Source organism: Williamsia sp. Y712 (assembly GCF_059445525.1).
The window spans coordinates 557,099-579,633 of record NZ_JCAIUN010000001.1 but is presented as its reverse complement, the minus strand read 5'-3'; the positions used below and the strand labels follow the sequence as shown (position 1 = coordinate 579,633).

At 63.9% G+C, this 22,535-nt stretch carries 24 protein-coding genes; 11 read left to right on the top strand and 13 right to left on the bottom strand.

Annotated features, from left to right (window positions below):
- Window positions 1-104 precede the first annotated feature (104 nt).
- Window positions 105-476 (bottom strand): nuclear transport factor 2 family protein, encoded by a 372-nt coding sequence (locus AC1D75_RS02855; RefSeq protein ID WP_495513806.1) that lies wholly within the window; start codon window positions 474-476, stop codon window positions 105-107.
- An 82-nt stretch (window positions 477-558) separates the two neighbouring features.
- Here AC1D75_RS02855 and AC1D75_RS02850 point away from each other — a divergent pair, with 82 nt between their 5' ends.
- Window positions 559-1,050 carry a winged helix-turn-helix transcriptional regulator gene (locus tag AC1D75_RS02850; RefSeq protein WP_495513805.1) on the top strand — a complete coding sequence of 164 codons (492 nt, stop codon included), beginning with the start codon at window positions 559-561 and terminating at the stop codon, window positions 1,048-1,050.
- 6 nt (window positions 1,051-1,056) lie between these two features.
- Here AC1D75_RS02850 and AC1D75_RS02845 read toward each other — a convergent pair whose 3' ends face one another.
- Together AC1D75_RS02845 and AC1D75_RS02840 are read right to left on the bottom strand one after the other, a co-directional pair.
- A complete protein-coding gene (locus AC1D75_RS02845) occupies window positions 1,057-2,385 on the bottom strand; it encodes a lipase family protein (RefSeq protein ID WP_495513804.1) in 1,329 nt (442 codons plus the stop codon).
- Entirely contained in the window at window positions 2,382-3,656 is a 1,275-nt protein-coding gene (locus AC1D75_RS02840; protein ID WP_495513803.1) for a hypothetical protein, read from the bottom strand. Before AC1D75_RS02840 ends, AC1D75_RS02845 begins: the two co-directional genes overlap by 4 nt.
- A 276-nt stretch (window positions 3,657-3,932) precedes the next feature.
- Here AC1D75_RS02840 and AC1D75_RS02835 point away from each other — a divergent pair, with 276 nt between their 5' ends.
- Window positions 3,933-4,625 (top strand): hypothetical protein, encoded by a 693-nt coding sequence (locus tag AC1D75_RS02835; protein ID WP_495513802.1) that lies wholly within the window; start codon window positions 3,933-3,935, stop codon window positions 4,623-4,625.
- 22 nt (window positions 4,626-4,647) lie between these two features.
- Here AC1D75_RS02835 and AC1D75_RS02830 read toward each other — a convergent pair whose 3' ends face one another.
- From AC1D75_RS02830 to AC1D75_RS02810, 5 genes are all read right to left on the bottom strand, one after another.
- Entirely contained in the window at window positions 4,648-6,093 is a 1,446-nt protein-coding gene (locus AC1D75_RS02830) for a fatty acid desaturase family protein (protein ID WP_495513801.1), read from the bottom strand.
- Between the two features lie 14 nt (window positions 6,094-6,107).
- Complete coding sequence (locus AC1D75_RS02825) at window positions 6,108-7,205, bottom strand: ferredoxin reductase (protein ID WP_495513800.1); 1,098 nt, start codon at window positions 7,203-7,205, stop codon at window positions 6,108-6,110.
- Between the two features lie 207 nt (window positions 7,206-7,412).
- Window positions 7,413-8,336, bottom strand: coding sequence for an SDR family oxidoreductase (locus AC1D75_RS02820; protein WP_495513799.1), 924 nt, complete (start codon window positions 8,334-8,336; stop codon window positions 7,413-7,415).
- A 112-nt stretch (window positions 8,337-8,448) separates the two neighbouring features.
- Window positions 8,449-9,822 (bottom strand): MFS transporter, encoded by a 1,374-nt coding sequence (locus tag AC1D75_RS02815; protein ID WP_495513798.1) that lies wholly within the window; start codon window positions 9,820-9,822, stop codon window positions 8,449-8,451.
- 25 nt (window positions 9,823-9,847) lie between these two features.
- Window positions 9,848-10,744, bottom strand: a complete 897-nt coding sequence (locus AC1D75_RS02810) for an alpha/beta fold hydrolase (RefSeq protein WP_495513797.1) — start codon at window positions 10,742-10,744, stop codon at window positions 9,848-9,850.
- A 126-nt stretch (window positions 10,745-10,870) separates the two neighbouring features.
- Here AC1D75_RS02810 and AC1D75_RS02805 point away from each other — a divergent pair, with 126 nt between their 5' ends.
- Entirely contained in the window at window positions 10,871-11,368 is a 498-nt protein-coding gene (locus tag AC1D75_RS02805; protein WP_495513796.1) for a DUF6328 family protein, read from the top strand.
- Window positions 11,369-11,382: 14 nt separating this feature from the next.
- Here AC1D75_RS02805 and AC1D75_RS02800 read toward each other — a convergent pair whose 3' ends face one another.
- Complete coding sequence (locus AC1D75_RS02800; protein WP_482136623.1) at window positions 11,383-11,541, bottom strand: hypothetical protein; 159 nt, start codon at window positions 11,539-11,541, stop codon at window positions 11,383-11,385.
- A gap of 45 nt (window positions 11,542-11,586) precedes the next feature.
- Between AC1D75_RS02800 and AC1D75_RS02795 the strand changes: the two genes are divergently transcribed.
- Together AC1D75_RS02795 and AC1D75_RS02790 are read left to right on the top strand one after the other, a co-directional pair.
- Entirely contained in the window at window positions 11,587-12,456 is an 870-nt protein-coding gene (locus AC1D75_RS02795) for an SCO6745 family protein (RefSeq protein ID WP_495513795.1), read from the top strand.
- A 20-nt stretch (window positions 12,457-12,476) separates the two neighbouring features.
- Window positions 12,477-12,878: a nitroreductase family deazaflavin-dependent oxidoreductase gene (locus AC1D75_RS02790; protein WP_495513794.1), complete on the top strand. Its 402-nt coding sequence runs from the start codon at window positions 12,477-12,479 to the stop codon at window positions 12,876-12,878.
- Window positions 12,879-12,893: 15 nt separating this feature from the next.
- Here AC1D75_RS02790 and AC1D75_RS02785 read toward each other — a convergent pair whose 3' ends face one another.
- Window positions 12,894-13,301 carry a YccF domain-containing protein gene (locus AC1D75_RS02785; protein ID WP_495513793.1) on the bottom strand — a complete coding sequence of 136 codons (408 nt, stop codon included), beginning with the start codon at window positions 13,299-13,301 and terminating at the stop codon, window positions 12,894-12,896.
- Between the two features lie 63 nt (window positions 13,302-13,364).
- Here AC1D75_RS02785 and AC1D75_RS02780 point away from each other — a divergent pair, with 63 nt between their 5' ends.
- Window positions 13,365-13,580, top strand: a complete 216-nt coding sequence (locus AC1D75_RS02780; protein ID WP_495513792.1) for a hypothetical protein — start codon at window positions 13,365-13,367, stop codon at window positions 13,578-13,580.
- A 6-nt stretch (window positions 13,581-13,586) separates the two neighbouring features.
- Here the strand turns inward: AC1D75_RS02780 and AC1D75_RS02775 are convergent, their stop codons facing one another.
- Both AC1D75_RS02775 and AC1D75_RS02770 read right to left on the bottom strand, forming a co-directional pair.
- Window positions 13,587-14,231, bottom strand: coding sequence for a response regulator (locus tag AC1D75_RS02775; protein WP_495513791.1), 645 nt, complete (start codon window positions 14,229-14,231; stop codon window positions 13,587-13,589).
- Window positions 14,219-15,340, bottom strand: coding sequence for a sensor histidine kinase (locus AC1D75_RS02770; protein ID WP_495513790.1), 1,122 nt, complete (start codon window positions 15,338-15,340; stop codon window positions 14,219-14,221). Before AC1D75_RS02770 ends, AC1D75_RS02775 begins: the two co-directional genes overlap by 13 nt.
- 264 nt (window positions 15,341-15,604) lie before the next feature.
- On the opposite strand from AC1D75_RS02770, the gene AC1D75_RS02765 reads away from it, so the two are divergent.
- The 5 genes from AC1D75_RS02765 to AC1D75_RS02745 all read left to right on the top strand — a co-directional run bounded on the left by AC1D75_RS02765 (window position 15,605) and on the right by AC1D75_RS02745 (window position 21,399).
- Entirely contained in the window at window positions 15,605-17,755 is a 2,151-nt protein-coding gene (locus AC1D75_RS02765; protein ID WP_495513789.1) for an MMPL family transporter, read from the top strand.
- A gap of 52 nt (window positions 17,756-17,807) precedes the next feature.
- A complete protein-coding gene (locus tag AC1D75_RS02760) occupies window positions 17,808-19,127 on the top strand; it encodes a helix-turn-helix domain-containing protein (RefSeq protein ID WP_495513788.1) in 1,320 nt (439 codons plus the stop codon).
- A 293-nt stretch (window positions 19,128-19,420) separates the two neighbouring features.
- Complete coding sequence (locus tag AC1D75_RS02755; protein ID WP_495513787.1) at window positions 19,421-20,083, top strand: DUF8020 domain-containing protein; 663 nt, start codon at window positions 19,421-19,423, stop codon at window positions 20,081-20,083.
- A gap of 165 nt (window positions 20,084-20,248) precedes the next feature.
- A complete protein-coding gene (locus tag AC1D75_RS02750) occupies window positions 20,249-21,022 on the top strand; it encodes an SDR family NAD(P)-dependent oxidoreductase (protein ID WP_495513786.1) in 774 nt (257 codons plus the stop codon).
- 23 nt (window positions 21,023-21,045) lie between these two features.
- Window positions 21,046-21,399, top strand: a complete 354-nt coding sequence (locus tag AC1D75_RS02745; protein ID WP_495513785.1) for a Fe-S protein — start codon at window positions 21,046-21,048, stop codon at window positions 21,397-21,399.
- Here AC1D75_RS02745 and AC1D75_RS02740 read toward each other — a convergent pair.
- Window positions 21,389-22,483 carry an NAD(P)H-dependent amine dehydrogenase family protein gene (locus AC1D75_RS02740; protein ID WP_495513784.1) on the bottom strand — a complete coding sequence of 365 codons (1,095 nt, stop codon included), beginning with the start codon at window positions 22,481-22,483 and terminating at the stop codon, window positions 21,389-21,391. The genes AC1D75_RS02745 and AC1D75_RS02740 overlap by 11 nt on opposite strands.
- Window positions 22,484-22,535 lie beyond the last annotated feature (52 nt).

The window sequence follows — 22,535 nt, the reverse complement described above, 5'->3', positions numbered from 1 at the left end:
AGGCGGTGTCACCTGCGCCGATACACGTACTTCGTTCAGTTTAGGACGCTCGGGTGGGTGACACGGGTAGCCGATGGGGCGTGGTCGCAAACATCGAACGAGCGCTATCCAACAGCTGGTTGCTCGGCACTCGGGGTGATCGACAGGCGCGCGAGTCGACCGACGTCGTCGAGTTGGAACCGGAAGTCGAGGTCGACGAGACCTCCGGGAAAGTCTCCTTCGAGCCTGCAGCGGATCGACGTTTCGCCGGGGCGTGCGTTCTCGGCGGCAACCGGCGTTGTGGTGTAGGTGTATTCGCTTGCGACGCGATCGAGCCATGTCCTGATCTCGGCGGTGCCTCGGTAGTCGTGTCCGTCGTCGGCGACGTGTGCGTTGTCGGTGAAGAGGGCGGTCGCTGCAGTGCGGTCGCCACATTCGTTGAGAGTCATGTACGCACGGACGGCATCTGGGCAGTCGGCGATTGCGGGGTTTGTCATGGGAGTCTCCTTCGTAGTCACTGCTAAGTTAGAAGTGACTGTAACTGCTAAGTTAGCAGTAAGTCGAAGAAGGAGCGTCCGTATGGTGAGCAAGATCCGACTCGAGGACCGGGAGTGCCCGTTGTCGACGACACTGGGCGTGGTTGGCGAGTGGTGGACGGTGCTGATCCTGCATGACTGCTTCGACGGCTACTCACGCTTCGACGAGTTCCAGGCCAACATCGGTCTCTCGTCCAGCATGTTGACCAGTCGGCTGAAAGCTCTTGTCGAGTCCGGCATTCTCGATCGACGGCGCTATCAGGAGCGTCCGGACCGCTATGAATACGTGCTCACCGACCTGGGCCGGTCGCTACGACCCGTGCTTGTCGCGATGGCGGCATGGCGAAACGCGCAGCTGGCGCCGGAGGAGCGGTCGATGATCCTGGTCGACGCGCAGACGGGTCGCGAGATCGAACCCGTTGTTGTCGATGCGGCCACCGGCGAGCGCATTGATGGCCCCGGGTACGTGTATGCCGCCGGTCCCGCCGCCGGCGAGGTCATGCGCCGGCGATACGAGGGTGCGGTGCGGCAGTAACGCTGATCATTCCTTCAGGGTGCTGGCCATCCAGTCCACGGTTTGCATGCCGAACAGGTCGGTGCCCCATCCGTACAGGTTGGTCAGTGCGTTGAACATGCTGCAGTCGGTTGGCTGATAGCTGACGTCGGTTCCTCCGGCCCGATAGGTCGCGGTCAGGTCCCGCGCATCCTGGGCCGGGACCAATGACATCGGTGAATCATCGGCCACGCAGGACGTGATCAGCACCTTCGACTTCGGGGTCTTGGTTCCCAGCAGGTTGTCGTTGTAGACGTGCTGGAACTCTGGGATATCCGCCGGGTTCCGGCCGCCGGTGAACAGCGTGCGCAGCGGCAGGAACGGTGTCCCGAAGTAGGCGGGTGTCTGACACTGGGTCCGGAACACATCTGCCATCGCCCTACCGGCAGGAGTGAGCTTCTCGTCGATTTTCATCTCCGGATAGCGCGGTTCGAGACCGAGTAGCGTGGCAAACGCGAAACCCGAACCCACAGACCCGTCGGCGGTGCGAATGAAGTTGCGCTGGTTGACAACCATGCCTTCGAGCACGGTCGACTTCACGTTGAGTTCGGGTGCGTAGGTGGCTTGATTCTCGGCCGCAAATGCTGCGCCCACGCCGCCGCCCGCGATCCCGAAGATCGAGATCGGGGCGTCAGCACTCAGGCCGGCCTCGGGCAGGGCCAACGCGGCCCGCACCCCGTCGAGGTTCGCATTGCCGCCGAACTTTCCGGCAAAGACGCCGTGTGGCAATGGATCGCCGTCGTTACCGACGTCGGAGATCATCACAGCCAGACCTTTGCCGAAGATCTGACCCAGCGGTCCCAGTGCAGACCACGAGGAGCCGTCCATTGGAGCGCCGCCCGTCCACTGGGTGCTGGGATGGCAGTAGGCGCCGACGCTGTCGTTGGCTTCCTGATACGCGACAACGCCACGTTCTGAGTTCTTCTTGCCGTCGCGGGGAATCATCAGGATGCCGGTACTGATCTCGGCGCTGCCGTCGAGGTCGGTGGTGACGTACATCAGCTTGTATGCGTCGATATTGCCGGGACGAAACCCGGTGAACTGCACCGCAACCGGTTTGACCTTGAGGATGGTTCCCGGTTTCTCGTCGCCTCGAAGTCGCGGCTCGGCGTAGAACGGATCGCTTGCGGCCAGACCCTGGAAGATCTCGTCGGGGCTCGCAACACGGCCATCGGCGAACGTTCCGATGACATAGCCGTTGAAGACCTCACCCAAGTCCGGAGTCTGCACCGGTTCTGCGTGGGCCGCTGGGACATTCACCGACACTGCCACCAGTGCTGCCAGGAGGATCGACAGGGTTGCTGAAAGGGTTTTCACGACACACTCACCTTCGTACCGGCTGCCGCTGACTCCAGCAGTGCCGGGATGCTCATGATCGGACGGTGTGTTTCGAGCTGGGTTTCATAGGGCGTGCGCAAGATCCGTTCCAGAGCCGGCCAATCGTCGTTCACCAGAATCTTGTACTTCGGCAACAGTTCGGTGGTGATGTAGTCCCACCGCTCTTCGTATTGCGCCCAATTCCAGGTTGGCAGTGGGGTTGTCAGGATCGCGGTGCGTCCGTCGGCGAGACGGGTGCTGATCTCGATGGGCCGAAATGATCTCGGTGCAATGACACCTGCCACTGATGGGGAGCCGGCTACGGTGCTGACGTAGGTGATCGCCTCTCCGACATCGCCTTTGTAGGCACGGGTCTGATCCCACTGCGCCTTGATTACCTGACCTTGCTCACGTTGCAGCAGAAGCGCATTGCCCAGGGCGATCCGGTTGGGATCGTGTGACGCGATACCGCGCCAGGCGTCGAGGATGTCATCGCCGAACAGGCCTGCCGCCCGCATCTCTTCGAGTGGGGCAAGGCCGCCGACCACGTACGCGCGGTGCATGGGCATCAGGTCGCTGAAGATGTTCTTCTGCATCACCAGAATATTTCCGAGGATGACATGCAGATCGTCGGGACTCACCGTGGATCCGACGCGTGCGAGTGCCCGAAGCCCGGGCGGCAGTTGCTCGACGAGACCGGCGGCGGTCTGGTTTGCCTGCCCGACAATGGCATTGGCCAGACCCTGTAGCCTGCTCCAGTCGAAGACGTTGGCTGCGAGTTCGAAGTCGATGATCCCACCACCGAAGTCTGCGCCCACCTGGCCGGCCATCCCGGCCCACTGGAGTTCGCGGTGATTCAACTGGAGCTGTTCGTAGTAGGTGTACGACTTGATCAGATTCTGTCGATTGGCCTCGACCCCGAGTCGGGGATTCCACGAGGCCAGATCGATACCGGCGGCAGTTGTGGTCTCGACCAGCCAGTACTGGTAGAGCAACGCCGCGTAGCGGTTCGGTGCCACCGCCCCCGCGCGGGCCTGGTCGAGAAGGGTCCGTAGTTCTGCGGGATCAGTCGGCAACTCGGGGTTCACACCGCCAGGGCCGCGGGATGCGTCCCGATTTGTCAGCGGTAGATCGAGGTAGCGGTCCAGGCTCCGGGCCGGGTCGGCTTGGGCAACTCCTCCGACGCCGCAGAGGGTCATGAGGGCGGCGATGGCCACGACGCCCAGGCGCAGGAACGGCCGACGTAAATGAACGTCACGATCAAATATCATTTCTGTCTCATTTCGGCTCGCAATCTCGGTGAGACGATATGGCAGAACCGTCCCTAGTGATACCCGGGTGAAGTGGCGGTTGACGCATCGCTGCAGATCAGGGCCATCTACAGGATGTATATGTGACTCAATTCATAGATAGTTGCGGTTCTGGCGTCTGCCAAGTGGAGCGGGTCTGTGCTCAGAACGAGGGGCTGGTGATGTGGGTACAGACCCTTTGAACGCAACCGTGAGAGTCGAAGGCCCCGCAGGTGGAAATTCCGGCATGCTTGAGGGGTGGATGCGTTCTTTGAGTTCGTGGGCAGTTACTGGTGGTTGGTGTTTGTGTTCGGTGGCGCGATCGGTGGCGGCCTGAAGACGATCGGTGCGGCCAACGAGCGTCGTGCAGAACGCAGGCAAGAGCGGTATCGCCTCAAACAGCAGGCGAAGATCGCGGAGATCGAGGCATCCGGTCAAAAGCGGTTGGATGCCGAAGCCGTGCGACGGGACATCGCGAAGACCCTCGATGAGCACAACCAGACCGATGCGCGTTGGTTCGCCTACGAACTGGATGCTGCGACCCTGCTCGACTTCCCGATGATGATCGACCTGCGTGACCCGCTCACCATCGACTTCCACCGGGCGAAACGTAAGGCCGATCTGTTGCGGCCCGACAGCGGCGACGACCTCATCGAGGACAGCGAACGTCGGCGCGAATACCGCGACGCGGTGCACGAGTACGCCACCGCCTTCGACGTCGCCGAAACCGAGGCGAAGCGCCGTCGCCGGTCGGGTTTCACCGAGCCCGAGCAAGAGCGGCTGCGCCGCGGACAGAATCTGCTACATCTCGCGCAGGACAACGAGGCACCGCAGCATGAACGGCGCGCCGCATATGACAGGGCGCGTAAGGAACTCGACGGGTTGATCGTGTTGCCTGCCGCCACCACGCAACAGCTCGAACAGCGGGTCGCCGGTCAACTCGAGCGGTGACGACCCGCCACCGAGCCGGATGTCAGTCCCTGGGAGGCGGTGCCACCTCGACGCCACCGGACTCGTGTTCGGGGCCGGCGTCGGGGTGTCCCTCGGGTACTCGGTTCCGGAATTGTGCAGCCTCGCTGGGCCTCTCGGTGTCGACGGCGCTGTGTGGTGCCCGATGGTAGGGGCCGGGCTTGGGTCGCGCCTGTCCGCCGGGAAAAGCGAGACGGAAGATCGTCCGATGCACCTGTCCCCACTGGCTACCGAACGGACCTGAGTTGTAAGGCAATTCGTAGCGCTCGCAGATGTCCTTGACCTTCGGCGCCACTTCCGAGTATCGGGTGCTCGGCATGTCCGGGTAGAGGTGGTGCTCGACCTGGAAACCGAGGTTGCCGCTGATGACGTGGAACAGCGGACTGCCCTCGATGTTCGCCGAACCGAGCAACTGCCGGGCGTACCAACCCCCGCGGGTCTCGTTTAGAGTTTCTTCCTTGCTGAATGTGTAGGTCTGGTCCGGAAAGTGGCCGCAGAAGATGATCGCGTGCGCCCATACGTTGCGGATGATGTTGGCGGTGAAGTTCGCCGCGAGGGTCGCCAAGAACGTTTGCTCGACCCCGGGAAGCGTGCGATCCATCAGCTCGGCGGCCACTTTGGCGCGTTTACCGGACCCGGGCGCGCGACGCAGCCGGTTCGCCAACCGCGACTTCCTGGGTTGATCGATGCGCCCGCCCGACCCGAGTTGTGTCAGGGCAAAGGCTCCGGCACTGATCGTCGGCCAGCCGATGTAGTCCTTGATCACCTGTCGCCGCATCTTGACGCCGATGCCCTTGAGGTCGTGCCAGAGTTCCGACATCGACTTCTCGCCCTTGCGAATGGCGTCGAGGTCGAGGTCGTGCAGCGCGACACCCCACTCGAAGAAAGCGGTCAGCAGCACGTTGTAGAACGGTTGCGCGAGGTACACCGGGTTCCAGGGCTGGTGGGGATCGATCCGCATGATCTCGTAGCCCAGATCCTTGTCCTTCCCCCGGATGTTGGTGAAGGTGTGATGGATGTAGTTGTGCGAGTGTTTCCATGCTTCGGCCGTGGACGCGGTGTCCCAATCCCAGACCGAGGAGTGGATGTCGGGGTCGTTCATCCAGTCCCACTGTCCGTGCATGACGTTGTGGCCGATCTCCATGTTCTCGAGAATCTTCGCCATTCCCAGGCATGCGGTGCCGGCGACCCAGGACACCTTCGACCTCGATCCCAGCAAGAGCACCCGGCCGGCGACGGCCAGATTCCGCTGGGTGGCGATCACGTTCTTGATGTACTGCCGGTCGCGTTCCCCGAGGTCTCCGTAGACCTCGTCGTGGATTGCGTCGAACTCTTTGCCCAGCATTTCTATGGTTTCGTCGGACAGATGTGCGAGCGGGTTCTGCACGTCTTCGGTCCGGGCTCCGGTTGATCCGGGGCGGGTTCTGCCCTTGGCTTCGTCGATGGTCATGACTCTCCTTCGATCTACAGGTCGATTTCGATGTCGCCTTCGGCGCTGTTCACACAGATCCGCACCGAGGCACCGGCCGGCTCGCTGACTTCACCGGTACGCAGGTCTCGTAGACTTCCCGACTTCACCGTGCCCACACACGTATGGCAGATGCCGATTCTGCAGCCGTACTTGAGTTCGAGGCCGGCATCTTCCCCCGCAGCCAGAATCGTCTGTCCCGGTTCGCATTTGGCATCGGTCTTGCTGCGGACGAACCGCACCGCGCCACCCTCTCCGGCACCCGCGGCACCGCCGATGATGGGCTGGAACCGCTCGAAATGGATGCGCTCCGCGGCGTCGTTGCTCTCCCAGTGTTCGACGAGGGTATCGAGCATTTCGCCCGGCCCCGAGCACATGGCCTCACGTTCCCGCCAATCCGGGCACAACTCGTCGAGATCTTCGGGTTTGAGGCGGCCATCCTCGCCGGTGAGTCGGATGGTCAAGTGCAACCCGTCCTGGCGCTGATCCATCTCACGCAGGTCGCGGTGGAACATCACCTGCGATTCGGTGCGGGCCGAGTGGATCACCACCACGTCTCTCATGGCGTCGTTGTGGTCCAGGCTGCGCAACATGCTCATGATCGGCGTGATGCCGCTACCGGCGCTGATGAAGAGCAGCTTGTCCGGACACGGGTCGGGGAGTGTGAACACACCTTCGATCTCGCCGAGCCGGACGATTTCACCCGGGCGGATCTTTCGCACGAGATACGGCGAGACCACACCGTTCTCGACGAGCTTGGGAGTGACTGCGATCAGGCCGTCCCTCGGCTCGGGATCGGACGTCAATGAGTAGGCCCGCCAATGGAACACGCCATCGATCACCACGCCGAGGCGTACGTACTGGCCCGGCAGATGACCTGGCCACTCGTATCCGGGCCTGATCCACACCGTGGCGGCGTCCGAGCCCTCGTGCCGGACCTCTTCGATGCGACCGCGCAACTCCCGCGTGGTCCACAGCGGGTTGATCATCTCGAGGTAATCGTCGGGCTGCAACGGACTGAACAGGTGGCTTATTGCCCGGAGCGCTTTTCGGCGCAAAGCCGGGACCTGAGGCTTGGCTCCGCGTTCAGCCACGACTGCCCCGCTTTGCCGTGGACAACTCTTTGCTCGATGGCTTGCTCACGTGGACAACCCCCCGGGGTCCGGTTCGTGCATCCTACGATGCACGAAACTTGTCGGTCACCTGTTCGGCGACTCGGCAGGTACAGCTGCAAACTCAACCGAACAGACCGGTGGTTACCCCGTTCGCGATGTCCGAAACATCGTCCGGAAACAATTTTGTCAAGAATTGTCGGCCGGCTGCGATGCGGCGTCGGCCGAGGCCGGTGGCACGACGCCCGTTGCCAGATTGCGTGCACTGGTGAATCGGCCGAGCTTCGCGGTCTGCTGGTCCATCAGTTCGAGGTCCGCCGACAATTTCTCGAGTACTCGACGATTGACCGTGAGGGAAGCGAGCACGGGCTTGAGCCAGCGCGCGAGGCCGACCCAGCCGGGCACGTAAACACGACGCTTGCGCCGTTCGATGCCGCGAACGAACGCGTCGACACATTTTTCCAGCGGCACCACCGCGCTCAGCGGGCCGGGCAACGAGGTGAGGACGTCGTTGAATGCGGGCAGATCTCGCTGACTGTCGCGCACCAGGGGGGTGTCGATCCACGACATGTGCGCGCTGCCCACCGCGACCCCATGATGGGTGATCTCGAACCGCAGGGCGTTGGCAAAATTCTCGATTCCGGCCTTGCTGGTGCTGTACGCCGCCGATCCCGGGATCGCGCCATAGGCGGCCATCGACGACACCACCAGTACGTAACCCCGCCGCTCGATCACATGGGGCAGGGCCGCCCTTACGGTATGGAAGACCCCGTTGATGTTGACGTCGATGACGCGGCGAAAGGTCACCGGATCGACGTGCAGGACCGATCCGTAGCTCGCGATACCGGCGCCGGCCAGGACCACATCGATCCCACCGAAAGCACTCACGCCGGTCTCCACAGCCGCCTGCACTGCCGCCAGATCGGTCACGTCGGCGACCGCGGAGACGGCCGTCCCGGGGCCGAGTTCGACGGTGAGTTGGTCCAAGGACCTCTCGTCGACGTCGACGAGGATCACCTTCGCTCCGCGAGCGGCCAGCGCGCGGGCTGTTGCCGCACCGATCCCGCTCGCCGCCCCGGTGATGAGAACCACCTTGTTGCGCAGTGTCGCCATGGTTGCCGTCCTTTGCCGAGAGTGAGGGATTGATCCCTTGCAGGCGCAGACAGCCTAAGTCGCCCCTACCGCGGGCGGCGGGAGTAGTCGACTACCCCATTCCCGAAATGACCTACCCCGACTGCGGAACGCGCTTGCTCAGGAGCCAGGCGCCGATGCCCACCGCAGCAAAAACCACGGACACAGTGATGAGGGTCAGTGCAAATCCCTGATCGCCGCCGCCGTAGACGGCCATCAGAGCGACACTGACCGCGCTGCCGACGGAGAAACCCAGGTACCGCAGCACCATGTTGAAAGCCATTGCACTGCCGGTTTCTTCGCTCGGAACATGCGGAATGATGAGCACCGCAAGCGACGAGAAACTGAATCCGCTACCCAACCCCCCGATCGCCATCCAGAGCACTGCCCACGCGACATGGTCATGGACAAGGGCCACACCCAGCGTCGAGCACATGAAGATCGCGCAGCCCAAGGGCAGCACCAGGTCTGGGCCGAATCTGTCCACGGCCGCCAATGACATACGGCTGCCGACGACGCTCATCAGCGAATACGGTGTCAACATCAACCCGGCCACCGAGAGCGACTGATCCAGTCCCCAGTCGGGGTTCTGCACGAGCACGATGACAAGCGTGAGCAGCGTGTACATCGCGATACCGCCGCCTGCAGCAACAAGGTTCGGTGCTGCCACGCCGGGCCGGACCGCGAGTCGGAGATCGACAAGTGGTTGGTCGCAGCGCAGCGTCCACACGATCCACAGCGCAAAAGCAGCGACCCCGACGCCGGCCAACAAGAGCGTGCGAGGTGCCAGCCAACCCCAGCTCTCGCCGTGGCTGACCGCGAGCAGGAACGTGGCGGTACCGCTCGACAACAGCACCGCACCAATCCAATCCACCGACATCCGGGTGGACGACGTGCGCGACGGGGGTATGTACCGCAGGGCCATGAGCAGCGTTACCGCGCTGAGAGTTGCGCCCAGCCAGTACGCCGCATGCAACCCCCACAGATGGGCCACCGTTGCGGTGATCGGATAGCCGAGGCCGGCCCCGGCTATGCCCGTCACCGACAGCAACGCGATCGCCGACGCCAGCTGTCGCGGGGCAAACGATTCACGGGCAACCGCCATCGCGAGGGGTACCAGCGCCAGGCCAACCCCCTGCATCGTCCGGCCGATCACCAGAGCCTCGAAACCCAGTGGCAGAGCAGACAGTACGGATCCGGCGGTCACGATGCCGAGGCCGATCAGGATCGTCGGGCGTCGCCAGGAATCACCACCGAGCCGGCCCAGGACCGGCGTTGCAATGGCGGCCATCAGCATTGTCGCGGTGAGCGTCCATTGGGCCTGGGTGATCTCCACGTCGTAATCCGTCGAGATCTTCGGCACCAGCGGCGCGCCGAGACTGCTGACGATGGACGTGATGGTGGTGACCAGTCCCAGGGTGAACAGCAGGATGCCGTACCGGGGCGGTGGTGTGTCTTTCGCGGTCATCGAGGGGAGAAGCCGACGAGCAGTCTCACCGTTCGGATTCCCACTGCGCCAGGATGGTTCGCAGAACACTGACCAGTGGCAGGGGTTGATCCATCATCGGGTGATGGCCCGCGTCGGGAAGGTCGACCACGGTGGCCGGATTGGCGAACAGCCCGGCGATCTCTTGGGCCATCTCGGGACTGACCATCCCCAGCTCGCACCGGATGTACAGCGACGGGGTCACGATCTTGCCGAGCAGTTCACGAAGATTCACCAGGTGCCCGGCTTCGTGCCGTTTGCGGAACATCTCCGGATCGAACTTCCACATCCACCCGGCGTCGGTCTTCCTCACCGATTCTTCGGCGACGTGCCCGGCGACGTAGGGCAGCAGGACATCCTGCCGTGGTTCGGTCCGGAACCGGACACAGATCTCGTCCCTGTCCGCGTAGGCCTTGGGGACACGGGCGAGCTGCCGGATGATGATCTCCTCCGGCGGCTCGTCGAACAGGGGTGAGTCGATGATGACCAGGCCTGCGGTGGCATCGGTGTGCAATGCACCGAGTACCGCTGTGACCCAGCCACCCATGCTGTGCCCGACCACGTATGGCTTACCGGCGATGCCACCGGCCTTGGCTGCCTCGAGAACCTCGGTGGTCCAGCCGTCCATCGGGTACTGCTCGCGGATTTCGCTGTCACCGTGCCCGGACAGGTCGACCGCGACCACGCGATGTGCCGACGCGAGGAGTGGGGCAATGTGGTCCCACCAGCCCGAATGCGCGGAGCCGCCGTGAACCAGCACCACCCCGGGTCGGCCCTCGTCGCCCCAGCAGCGAAGGTGCACACGGGCGCCGACGATCTCGACATCACGGTGTTCGGGTTTCTGGGCCAGCGCGGCGGCAAACCAACGCGGCTCCGTGATCGGGCTGGGTGTATCGGCCGTCATCGCTCACTCCTTTGCCGCGCAAATATTCGTCAAGCCTATCGACCAGCGAGAACCGGTTGTTTGTCGGGACGCAACTTCCGGTTCGAGGGGGTTGCCCTGCGGGGCAGGTGCGCCCACGATGAGCCGATGACCGGAGATCTCGATGACGACGACGAATGGGATCGCGAAGTACGCAACGAAACGCCCATGCAGCGTCTCGACCGCAACTGGTCGAGCTTGCTGCAGGAACTCCGCGTCGTTCAGACCGGTGTGCAGATACTCACCGGGTTCCTTCTCACGGTGCCGTTTCAGGACCTTTTCTATACACAAGACGCCGTCTTCCAGGGCGTCTACCTCGCCACGGTCTCGGCTTCCGTCAGCGCAACTGTGCTGCTGCTGGCACCTGCGGCGATGCACCGCATCCTTTTTCGTCGACATCGACTGCGGGAGTTGGTGTTCGCCGCACAACGCTTTGCTCTCGGCGGATTGATCTTCCTGGGCTTGGCGCTGACCGGGGTCATGATGATGGTGTTCGAGCTGGTGATCAGCCGATCGGCTGGCTGGATCGCCGGTGGGGTGGCGGTGCTGGTCTTCACCAATTTCTGGTTTGTCTTCCCGTGGCGGTATCGCCGCCGCGACCAGTGATGCGGACCGGCGATTCAGTCGTCTTTGTTTTTGTCGTCGTCCTTGTGGACGAGCTCAGGTGCGACCTCCCGCGTGGCCATTCCGCCGGTACCGCCCTCATCGACAGGGCCGGGTCGACCACCTTTGGGTTCGTCGTCCTTGGTGCGCTTCGAGTCCTTCTTTTTGTCGGTCATCGTTAAAGGGTAGGCGCTCCGCAACTGCGGTGGCATGCTCGATTGATGGCCATCGACCTGCCCACCGCCCGGCGATTGTGGCGATTGCTCGAACCTCTGCACGCCGTCACCTATTTCTCCGACGAAACCCGTGAGGCGCTCTCGGCCGCCGGTTACCGGGGGTTCTGGATGGGCTACTTCGCCGCTCGGGCCGCCCCGCTCGGGCCGGTGGGACCCGAGATCGTCACGGCGCTGTTCTACAACTTCGCGCCGTCGCACGTGGCCAGGGCCATCCCGGACGCCTGGGATTTCGCACCACCGGAAACCGCGCTGCGGGTCCGGGAGGACGCCGCGGTGGCGACGCTGTCCCGGATGCTCGGCGACGGCGCCGCCGACGCCATCGACCGAGTGGTCGCGTTGCTGTATCCGGTCGCGGACAACGCAGATCTCGGTGGGCGGGCACTGTTTGCCGCGAACGCGGCGCTGCCCTGGCCGACAGACCGGGTCGGCGCCCTGTGGCACGCGGCGACCCTGTTGCGCGAACACCGGGGTGACGGCCATGTCGCCGCCCTGACCACGGCCGGGATCACCGGACGGGAAGCCGGTGTCCTGCATGCCATCGCGACGGCGATCCCACGCTCGGTTCTCGACGCGGGCCGTCAGTACACCGACGAGGAATGGGAGTCGCTGACGGCACGGCTGGCAGATCGGGGGCTCCTCGAACTCTCCGGCGCCATCACGCCTGCGGGCCGCGCCCTCAAGGCCGAGATCGAGAACACGACCGATCGGCTCGCCGCGCCCGCGTACGCGCAGCTGACCGATAGTGCCGTCGATGATCTGACGACGTCACTGATGGAACTCACCAAGGTGGTGGTGGCAAGCGGGGAATTCCCGTCGGCGAACCCCATCGGCCTTGATCTCGACGATGTGGGCTGATCAGCCATACACTCTGCGCCATGGGTTTCAACGACGACATCATCGCCGAGTTCCGTGCCAACGACGGCAAGGTCGGTGGCAACTTCGAGGGTGCGCCGATGTTGCTGCTGCACCACAAGGGTGTCAAGAGCGGCAAGGATTTCGTCACGCCGTTGGTGTATCAGGCGGGTGAGGGCGCCAAGTACGTCTTTGCCAGCGCCGCGGGCAGCGACAAAGACCCCCAGTGGTTCCGCAACGTCAAAGCCAATCCCCACACCACCATCGAGGTCGGTGGCGACACCATCGCAGTGACGGCTTCAGAGGTCACCGGTGCTGAGCGGGATCGGATCTACGCGCAGCAGGCATCGGTCATGCCCGGTTTCGCCGACTACGAGAAGAAGACCACCCGGGTCATCCCGGTGGTTGCATTGACGCCGGCCTGAGGCGCTCGGCGCCGCTCAGCGGGCCGTCTGCGGCGGGACCAGTGCGCCGCTGTCGGTGTCGACGATCTCTGCGCCGAGCGGGAGCAGTGACACCGGGATCATCTTGAAGCTGGCGATACCCAGCGGGATGCCAATGATGGTCAGGCACATCGCGATACCGGTCGCGATATGTCCAAGGGCCAGCCAGATTCCGGCGAAGATGAGCCAGATGACATTGCCGATCGCCGATCCCACACCGGCCGTGGGTTTACGGATCACTGTTCGACCGAACGGCCAGAGTGCGTATGCCGCGATCCGGAACGAGGCGATACCGAACGGGATGGTGATGATCAGAATGCAGCAGATGATGCCGGCGACGACGTATCCCAGCGCCATCCAGAATCCACAGAGCACAAGCCAAATGACGTTCAGGATGGTCTTCACTTCACCCATTGTGCCAAAGTTGTCCAATTCAGTTCGGGCGAATGAATATTCGGGAGCGTGGCGATGAGGTTCGGCCTGCGAGAGGTCCTGTGGTCGGTGGCGGTCACGGGGATCGTGTTGATTCGCCTGGTCACGACGCTGAGTACCGCTCTGCTGATCATGGGATGGATCATCGTGGCGGTTCGATCCGGTCTGAACAACGATTGGTTGTGGCCCTCGATCATCTCCGGGGCGCTCCTCGCCGCCAGCACGCTGCTGTACAACGTCGCGAGAGGCTGAGCGGGACTACACGCCGAGGTAGGCCAGAACCGCGAGCACCCGGCGATTGTCGTCGGCCGACACCGGCAGGTCGAGCTTGGTGAAGATGCTGTTGGAGTGTTTGCTCACGGCTTTCTCCGTCACGGACATCGCCTCGGCGATCGCCGCGTTCGACCGGCCTTCGGCCATCAACGACAAGACTTCTCGTTCGCGTGCCGAGAGGCGATCTAGCGGTCCGTCGGAGCGCTGCCCGGTCAACAGTTGCGCCACCACCTCGGGGTCGAGAACCGTGCCACCACCGGAGACCTGGCGGACGGCGTCGATGAATCCGGCCACGTTGGCGACCCGATCCTTGAGTAGATAGCCGACCGCGCCTTCGCCGCTCTCGAGCAACTCGCGGGCATAGAGCTGCTCCACGTACTGCGAGAGAACCAGAACGGGGAAGCCGGGGCGCTGACGGCGAATCTTGATGGCTGCCTGGAGGCCCTCGTCGGTGAAGGTCGGTGGCATCCGGACATCGAGTACGGCCAGATCGACGGAGTCGTCGGAGAGTGCCGCATCGAGTTCGGTGGCGTTGTCGACCGCGGCGACCACATCCATCTGATGGGCGGCGAGTATGCGCGAGAGGCCGTCACGCAACAGGGCGTGGTCTTCGGCGATCACGACGCGCATGGCACCTCCATGGAGATGATCGTCGGACCACCGACAGGACTGTGGACATACAGTGACCCGTCCATCGCCTTCAGCCGCTGGGTGACACCGTGCAAACCCGATCCGGTGGCGACTGCGCCACCGATCCCATCGTCACCGACCTCGACCCTGAGCACGCCCTCGAAGATACCCATGGAGATCCAGGCGTTCCGGGCGCGGGCATGTTTACCGACGTTGGCAAGGGCCTCGGCCACCGCAAAATACACGGCATTCTCCATCGCGGCGGGAAGACGTTCTTTGACACCGAGATTCAAGGTCATCGGGATCGGCAGGTCGAGTGCCAGTGCCTCGACGGCAGGTCCCACTCCGCGGTCGGCGAGTACCGGTGGATGTATGCCGCGCACCACCGAACGGAGGTCGCCGAGCGCCGCGGTCGCCGACGCCCTCGCCTCGGCCATCAGTTGTTTGGCGGCCACCGGGTCTTTGTCGACCTGACTTTCGGCCAAACCGATGGTCATGCCGAGTGCGGCCAGGCGGGCCTGGGCCCCATCATGGAGATCCCGTTCGACGCGTCGCAGTTCAGCTGCGGCCGAATCGACTGTCGCAGCGCGGGATTCGGTCACCTCGTGTACCCGGGCCTCCAATACCTCGGCGCGGCTGCGGTTCAGGACACCCAAATCCATGGCGGCACGCGCCTTCATCAGCGGTTCGACAAACGGGATCAAAACCAGCGTGGCGGTGAAGATCACGCCGACAAGCGAGATCACAAAACCGATGGTGGACGCCAGCGCCAGCCATCCGAGGTCCCGCCAGCGCAACGAATCCGCACTCCACACCGAGAGCAGATGAAGGATCCCGTGGCGGTTGCCCGCGGGCTTGTAGTCACCGGGGCGCCACGGACGATCGAGCACTCCGGCCCCCATCCGCCGGTGCAGGTCGCACAAGGCGCCGGTGATCGGAACCAATCCCCACAGCGCCAGTGCTCCCACGGAGATCAGAACCAGTGGTATCGCAACGACCTGCACTATGAACAGCACCAATGCGACCGGCGCCAACAGGGCGGTGCACAGGGCGTACATCGCTGCCCGCAACCACCGGATGACGAGCGTCGGTTCTTTCTCGGAGTTCACCGCTTCCTCTCTGACCCCCACCGGACCGCGTCACGACTTCTCGCCGGGCTGCATCTCCAACTGTGGTGCAAGAACTTCATGGTGCCGCGATCCCTGTGACAAAACAGTAGTGCTGGGTCCACCCCGGTGGTGGGTTATTTCGCCGCGATCGGGGGTTTACCGCTCCTGACCTGGTCGGCTCGGCCGGACAGAGTTGTAGCTGGCCCGGTGACCGCCGGGCAATCCATCTGAGGTGCCAGGGCATCTCAAGCATCAGGAGCTCACATGAGACAGATGACCCGAGGGCCACAGGCGGTGGCTCGGTGGAGTGCGCACAATCCTTGGCGCGCAATCGGACTCTGGTTGGCACTGGTGGTGCTTGCAGTGTCGTTCAGCGCGCTGATCCCCACCCAGGAGACCGACGACGCCGACTATCGCGTCGGTCAGTCCGGGACAGCCGATGCGATGATCCACGACGCCGGGCTCGCCGCACCCGACACCGAGTTCGTCCTGATCGCCGGCGACCAGGATGATGCGGTGGTCGCCGCCGCCGAGCTGCGCGACCAACTCGCCGGCTCCACCGAGGTGCAGGAGGTGGCAGTCCCGGTGGAATCACCGGATGGGTCGACGCTTTTGACCTCGATCTCGCTGCGGGCGCCCCCGGGCGATGAGGACCCGACGATCGCCGACATCAACGCAGCAGTAACCGCGGTCCGCGCGGAACACCCGAACCTCCAGTTCGGGCAGACCGGTGACGTCACGCTCGACGAGGCGATCAACGAGCGGGTCGGCGAAGACCTGGTCTCGGCCGAGATCATCAGCATCCCGATCACGCTGGGCATCATGCTCTTTGCGTTCGGAGCCCTGATCGCCGCAGGTATCCCGGTGTTGCTGGCCATCACGTCGGTGGTCGCGACCATCGGCATCTACGCGCCGATTTCCTACCTCCTGCCCTCTGAATCCACCGCGTCGTCGATGGTGCTGTTGATCGGTATGGCTGTGGGCGTGGACTATTCGTTGTTCTACCTGAAACGAGAACGCGAGGAACGGCGTAAAGGGCACAACACGCTCGACGCTGTGGAGACCGCTGCGGCCACCTCGGGGCACTCGATTGTCGTCTCCGGCGTTGCGGTGATCGCTTCACTGGCGGGTTTGTACGTCCTGGGCAACGCAACGTTCAATTCGCTTGCCACCGCCGCCATCATCGTGGTCGCGGTTGCGGTGATCGGTTCGCTTACGGTCTTGCCTGCTCTGCTGGTCAAGTTCGGACGATGGGTCGATCGTCCACGGGTGCCATTGCTTTGGCGCCTCAACAACCGCATCGGTGAGGGCGGGATCAGCTCACGCATCATCGGGCCGGTCGTCACTCGGCCGGTGATTGCATTGGTCGCCGGACTGGCGGTGATGCTGGCATTGGCTATCCCCGCCTTGACCATGACCCTGCGCAGCGGCGGTCTGGACACGCTGCCGCAGGACATCCCCGCGGTTGCGGTGGCGCAGCAACTCGATAGCGAGTTCCCATCTGAAGGCTCGTCAGCCAATGTTGTTGTCTCCGGCGGTGATCCGGCCGCTGTGTCTGCAGCGTTGACCGATGTGGGTGAGGCCGCGACCGAGAGTGGGGCCTGGACCATCTCGCAGGAGCCGTTGAGCTCGGCGTCGGGGACCACCACCGAACTCCGGCTCGCCAGCACCTTCGAACAGGGTGATACCAAGTCCGACGACGCCATGCTGGACCTGCGCAACACGATCGTGCCCGACCGCGTGGACGGAATCGACGACGCCGAGTTCGCGGTGGGTGGTCAGATCGCCGAACAATACGACTCGACGAAGGCGTTGTCGGACGGGCTGCCGATCGTGGTCGCGGTGATCCTGACGCTGACCATGCTGATGCTGGTGGTGACGTTCCGGAGCCCGGTGATCGCATTGGTCTCCACCGCCTTGAACCTGATGTCCGTCGGCGCGGCGTTCGGTGTGCTCGCGCTGGTGTTCCAGCACAGCTGGGCCGAGGGGATACTCGACTTCACCTCCAACGGGACCGTCGTCGAGTGGATTCCGATGTTCCTGCTGGCGGTACTCGTCGGATTGTCGATGGATTACCACGTGTTCGTGCTCAGCCGGATCCGCGAGGGCATCAACAACGGGCTGCCCCCGACCGTTGCGGTGCGCGCGGGCGTCACCCAGACCGCCGGGGTGGTGACCAGTGCCGCACTGGTCATGGTGTCGGTGTTCGCCTTGTTCGCCGCGCAGAGCATGGTCGAGATGAAACAGATGGGTGTGGGCCTGGCGGTGGCCATTCTCATCGACGCGACGATCGTGCGACTGGTGCTGTTGCCATCGATATTGGTGCTGCTCGGGAACCGCGCCTGGTGGCCGCGGCGCATCCGGAGCGACGAACCGGTGGCACCAGATCGGGAGGTCGCACCTGTGAGGACGTGACGTGGTGCACACTTGAGGATGTCGGGGCTCGAGGCGAAACGGAGGCGACGCGGTGAGTGAGTTGCAGACACCTCCCCGCGACTTCTGGTCGGCGCTGGAACCAGGTGAGGATCCCGCTGCACGGCTGGCGCAAGTACGCCGAGCCCATGAACTCTTTGTGCAGACCGGCACGATGTCCCCGGCCACCGGCCGCACCTCGGTGCGGTCGGTTGTCCGGGATTCGTGGATGCGATCGGCCAAAGGTGGCGTCAACCCTTCCGGGATGACGGACGACAACAGCATGTCGTGGAACGACTTCCTCGAGTACCGCAACGGTCATCCGATGGCCGCCGCGTACCCGCTGGTTCGTTCGCTCATGCTCGATGAGGTTTCCGATTCCGGCGTGGTGGTGGCACTCACCGATGACGTGGGTCGGTTGTTGTGGGTAGAGGGTGACCACAAAGCGAGAGATCAGGCCGGCGACATCAACTTTGTCGAAGGGGCGTTGTGGGCGGAGCAGGTCGCCGGCACCAACGCCCCAGGTCTGGCTCTTGAGGTCGATCACGGGGTGCAGATATTCGGGGCCGAACATTTTGCGGTGCGGGTGCAGGACTGGAACTGCGTGGCAGCGCCGGTGCACGACCCGGTGACGGGCGCGGTGATCGGTGTCATCGACGTGACCGGTGGCGAGCGGGTGGCCACCCCGTTCGCGTTGTCGATGGTGAAGTCGGTGGTCGCCGCGGTCGAGGGGGAGTTGCGGATCCGGTCGCTCACCGGCGAAGGACCGCGATCGGATCGGTCCGGCAGCCCGAGTTTGCGGGTGCTGGACGGTGATCGGTATTTCTGGCGGCTTCCCGGCAGGCCTGCGATGCGGCTGTCCCGTCGGCACGCCGAAATCCTGGTACTGCTCGGTGAATATCCCGGGGGACTGGGCACCGAACAGATCGCGACCATGCTCGCCGACGACGGTGTGGACCCGGTGACGGTCCGCGCGGAGATCTCCCGGTTGCGACGCGACCTCGGTCCCGATGTTGTCGAGTCCCGGCCGTATCGGCTCACCGCACCCATCGATTCCGACCTCGGTCAGGTGCGTCGGATGCTGCGGACCGGTGAAATCACCCGAGCCATCGAGACTTTCGGCCGCGGCGGACTACTGAGGGTGTCGAAGGCCCCTGGGATCGCCGATGTCTTCGAAGAACTCAAAGAGGATGTCCGCTCGGTCGTGTTGACGTCCGGCGACCCGGAGTTGTTGCGGGCCTGGACGGCCTCGACGCATGGTCGCGAAGATCTGACGGCCTGGCGCCGCTGGGGTCAGATGTTGGCCCCTGGCCACCGGGACGAGGCGTTGGTCCGAGGCCGGCTTCGATTGCTCGACCGCCGTTTCGGCATCTGATCTGAACCTTCTCGCCCGCGTCTTCCACTGGTGTGCCGATCCCGAAATCTGGCATTTGATGCGCCGAAATTGGTTGTCGAACACCATCTTTGAATTCCGCTGTACCTTTCGTCGGGTTTCGAAGCGATGTTCACCTGTCGGCCGGTGATTGTTCTCAGGGAGTTGGGCAGCGGCCGGGGGAATCGGCGTTTACTTCATCTCGCATCCAGTTCTCCGCCAGAGACGCTGGCGCGCAGTCGAACATGTCCGTTTCGAGCCCGGCGTTCGCCGGTGCCGACCGAGGGGAATTGCACATGAAGTTCAGGAACAGACTGGTGGCCGTGTCGGTGTTGGTGGTCGCATCGATGAGTGTTGCGTTCGGCGGCGCATACGCCGATCCGGCTCCGGCCCCGACCGAGGGTGCGAACTGGAAGGCGACCCGTGAAGGATCGTCGGTGATCGTCACCACCGACAACGGCTCACTGGCCAAAGAAGGCAATCTGCTCGTGCTGCATGACAAGCAGGGCAACGTCGTGGAATCGGTTCCACTGAAACTGGCCATCGATGATTTCCAGCATCCGGTCAATGCGCAGGTGACACCTGCGTCGGCGAAGTTGTCGGTGGACACCAATCCGTTCGCCGCGACGTTCGCTCCGGTCCGTCACAATGTGGATCTGCCTGCAGCTGTTGCGAGCGTGAAGGACAACATCACCCTCACCGCTGCCATCGGCGGATTCCTCGGTGCCGCAACCGGACTGGTCGGCGGTTGCCTACTGGGTGCCGTTGCTGCGGGCGTCGTTTCAGCACCCGTTGTGCTGCTGTTCGGTGCCGGACCGTTGGCCGGCTGCATCGGTGGCGCGCTCCTACTCGGATCGGCCGCCTCACTGGCCGGTACCGCGGTCGGCGGGCTTGGGGCCGTAGCTGCCAATGTCGGGCCGTTCATTCAGCTGCTCAACGCTCCACCAAAGGCGAAGTAGTCGGCCCGACCGGCCCCCGCTTCGCCTCTCATAAGCCAGGTCCGCCCGGACGATTCGGGCGGGCCTGGCGCTCTTCGTGCAGATCAGCGTTCGAATTGGAATCACACTCCCAATATCCAGAATGATATTCTGGACAGAACTGAGGATCGACTGTTGGGAGAGCATGTGACAAATGCGGCGGACAACCTGGCCGGGCGCCGGATCATCGTGACGGGCGGCGCCAGCGGGATGGGTGCGGGACTCGTTCGCGCTTTGCCGTCGCTCGGTGCGTCGGTGGTGTCGCTCGACAGTGCGGCGGACGAGGGCAGTGCCATTGCCTCCGAAGCCGGGGTCCGGTTCATCGCCTGCGACGTCAGTGATCCGTCCGACGTGACCACTGCGGTGTCGGCGGCGGTCGAATATCTCGGTGGGCTCGATGTGCTGGTTCATGCGGCCGGCATCGCCCCGGGTGCACCGGCAGGCGAGTTGCCCATCGAGCAGTGGAACCTGGCGATGGCGGTCAACGCGACCGGCACGTTCTTGATGAATCAGGCAGTGTTACCGGCGCTGATCGAGGCCGGTGGTGGCCGGATCATCAACTTCGCATCGGCAGCCGGGATCACGGGCTATCCGGGTAAAGCGGCCTACGCGGCATCCAAAGGGGCAGTGGTCGCCTGGACGCGCACGGTGGCGCTGGAATGGGCGACCCACGGAATCACGGTCAACGCCATCGCGCCCGCCATCTGGACGCCGATGTATGACCGCACCCGCGCATCGATGACGCCGGAACAGTTGGCGGCACACGACGTGAGTATGGCGAAAACCGTTCCGCTGGGCGGCAGGCTCGGCGATATCGACCGCGACCTGGTGCCGGTGGTCGCCTTCCTGGCCGGTCCTGGTTCGGGTTTCATGACGGGGCAGATCTACTCCGTCGACGGCGGCAAACTGATGCTTCGTTGAGGAACCGTGGTTAAGCTGCCTCCATGGATCTACTACGCAACGTCGTAATACTTCTGCACATCGTCGGTTTCGCGGTCACCTTCGGTGCCTGGGTGGCCGAAGCGGCCTCGCGTCGATTCCGGACCACCCGGGTGATGGAGTATGGGCTGCTGCTCTCACTCCTGACCGGTGTGGCACTGGCCGCGCCCTGGCCCGCGGGGATCGACCTCAACTACCCGAAAATCGGCGTGAAGTTGGTGATCCTGGTGGTGCTCGGCGCGGTCCTGGGCATGGGGAGCGCGCGTCAGCGGCGCACCGGCGAGCCCGTCCCGCGGCCGCTCTTCTATGCGGTGGGCGCGCTGTCGCTGCTGGCCGCCGGTATCGCCGTCATCTGGTGATGTCGGCGGACTGACCTACGTAGAGTCCACGCCCGGTGACGAGCGGCAGATCCAGTGTGGTGCGGATGCCGGGATCTGCGGCGATCACGGCGGGGATGGCGTTCACGATGCGGCCGGCCGCAGCAACGATCGCGGCGTGGTTGTGGTCGCCTTTGATACTGGTCGGGCAGATGTCCACGGTGTAGTTGGGCTCGCCGATGATCTCCACCCGGTAGGAACCGCCCTCCTGGGCGGGGCGTGCCCAGTCCGGACGAAGGTCGTCACGCAGTCTGGTGACGTGTTCGACGACGATGGCGGAGTGCCCGTCGACCTTGCCGTGGATCTCGAAACGCATGGCGGCGACCGTCCCCTTCTCGATCCGTCCGACGGCAACGTCGAACGCCTCGGGCGCGGGTTCGAGCTCGAAGTTCTCGGTGATCTCGTCGACCTCGATGCCGAGACCGGCCGCGAGCTGGCGAATCGTTGTGCCCCAGGTGAAACCGAGGATGCCGGGCTGAAAGAGGATCGGCAGCTCGTCGAGAGGCTTACCGAATCCCATTACATCGAACATCACGATCGCGCCGTCGTAGGTGGCGTAGTCGGCGATCTCCATGACGCGGACCTGCTCGATCCTTTGGCAGGTGCCGGCCAGCGCCAGTGGGATCAGGTCGTTGGCGAAACCGGGGTCGACACCCGTGATGAATATGCTGGAATTGCCTTGTTGCGCCGATGCCTGGACCCGGTCGATGTTCTTGTCGGGCAGCAACTGCCACGGGTACTGCAGGATCACCGGCGCCGAACCGACCACATCGACGCCGGCTTCGAGGATCTTCTGACAGTCCCTGAGTGCATCGCCGGTACGGGTGTCACCCATCGCGCAGTACACAACGCAGTCGGGCTTCGTTGCCAGCACCGCGTCGATGTCGCCAACCGCGGTGATGCCGGTGGTGATCTCGAGACCGGCCAGTTCGCCGGCGTCTTTACCCACCTTGGACTCCGTGGAGACACCCACCGCGGTGAGTTCGTAGTCCGGGCTCTCAATGAGCTGGGTCAATGCCAGGCGACCGACATTGCCGGTGCCGATGTGGGCGACGCGAATGGACATCGATGTTTCCTCGTAACCTGTGGTGCGAACGATGGTCGGCACCGACGTGCCG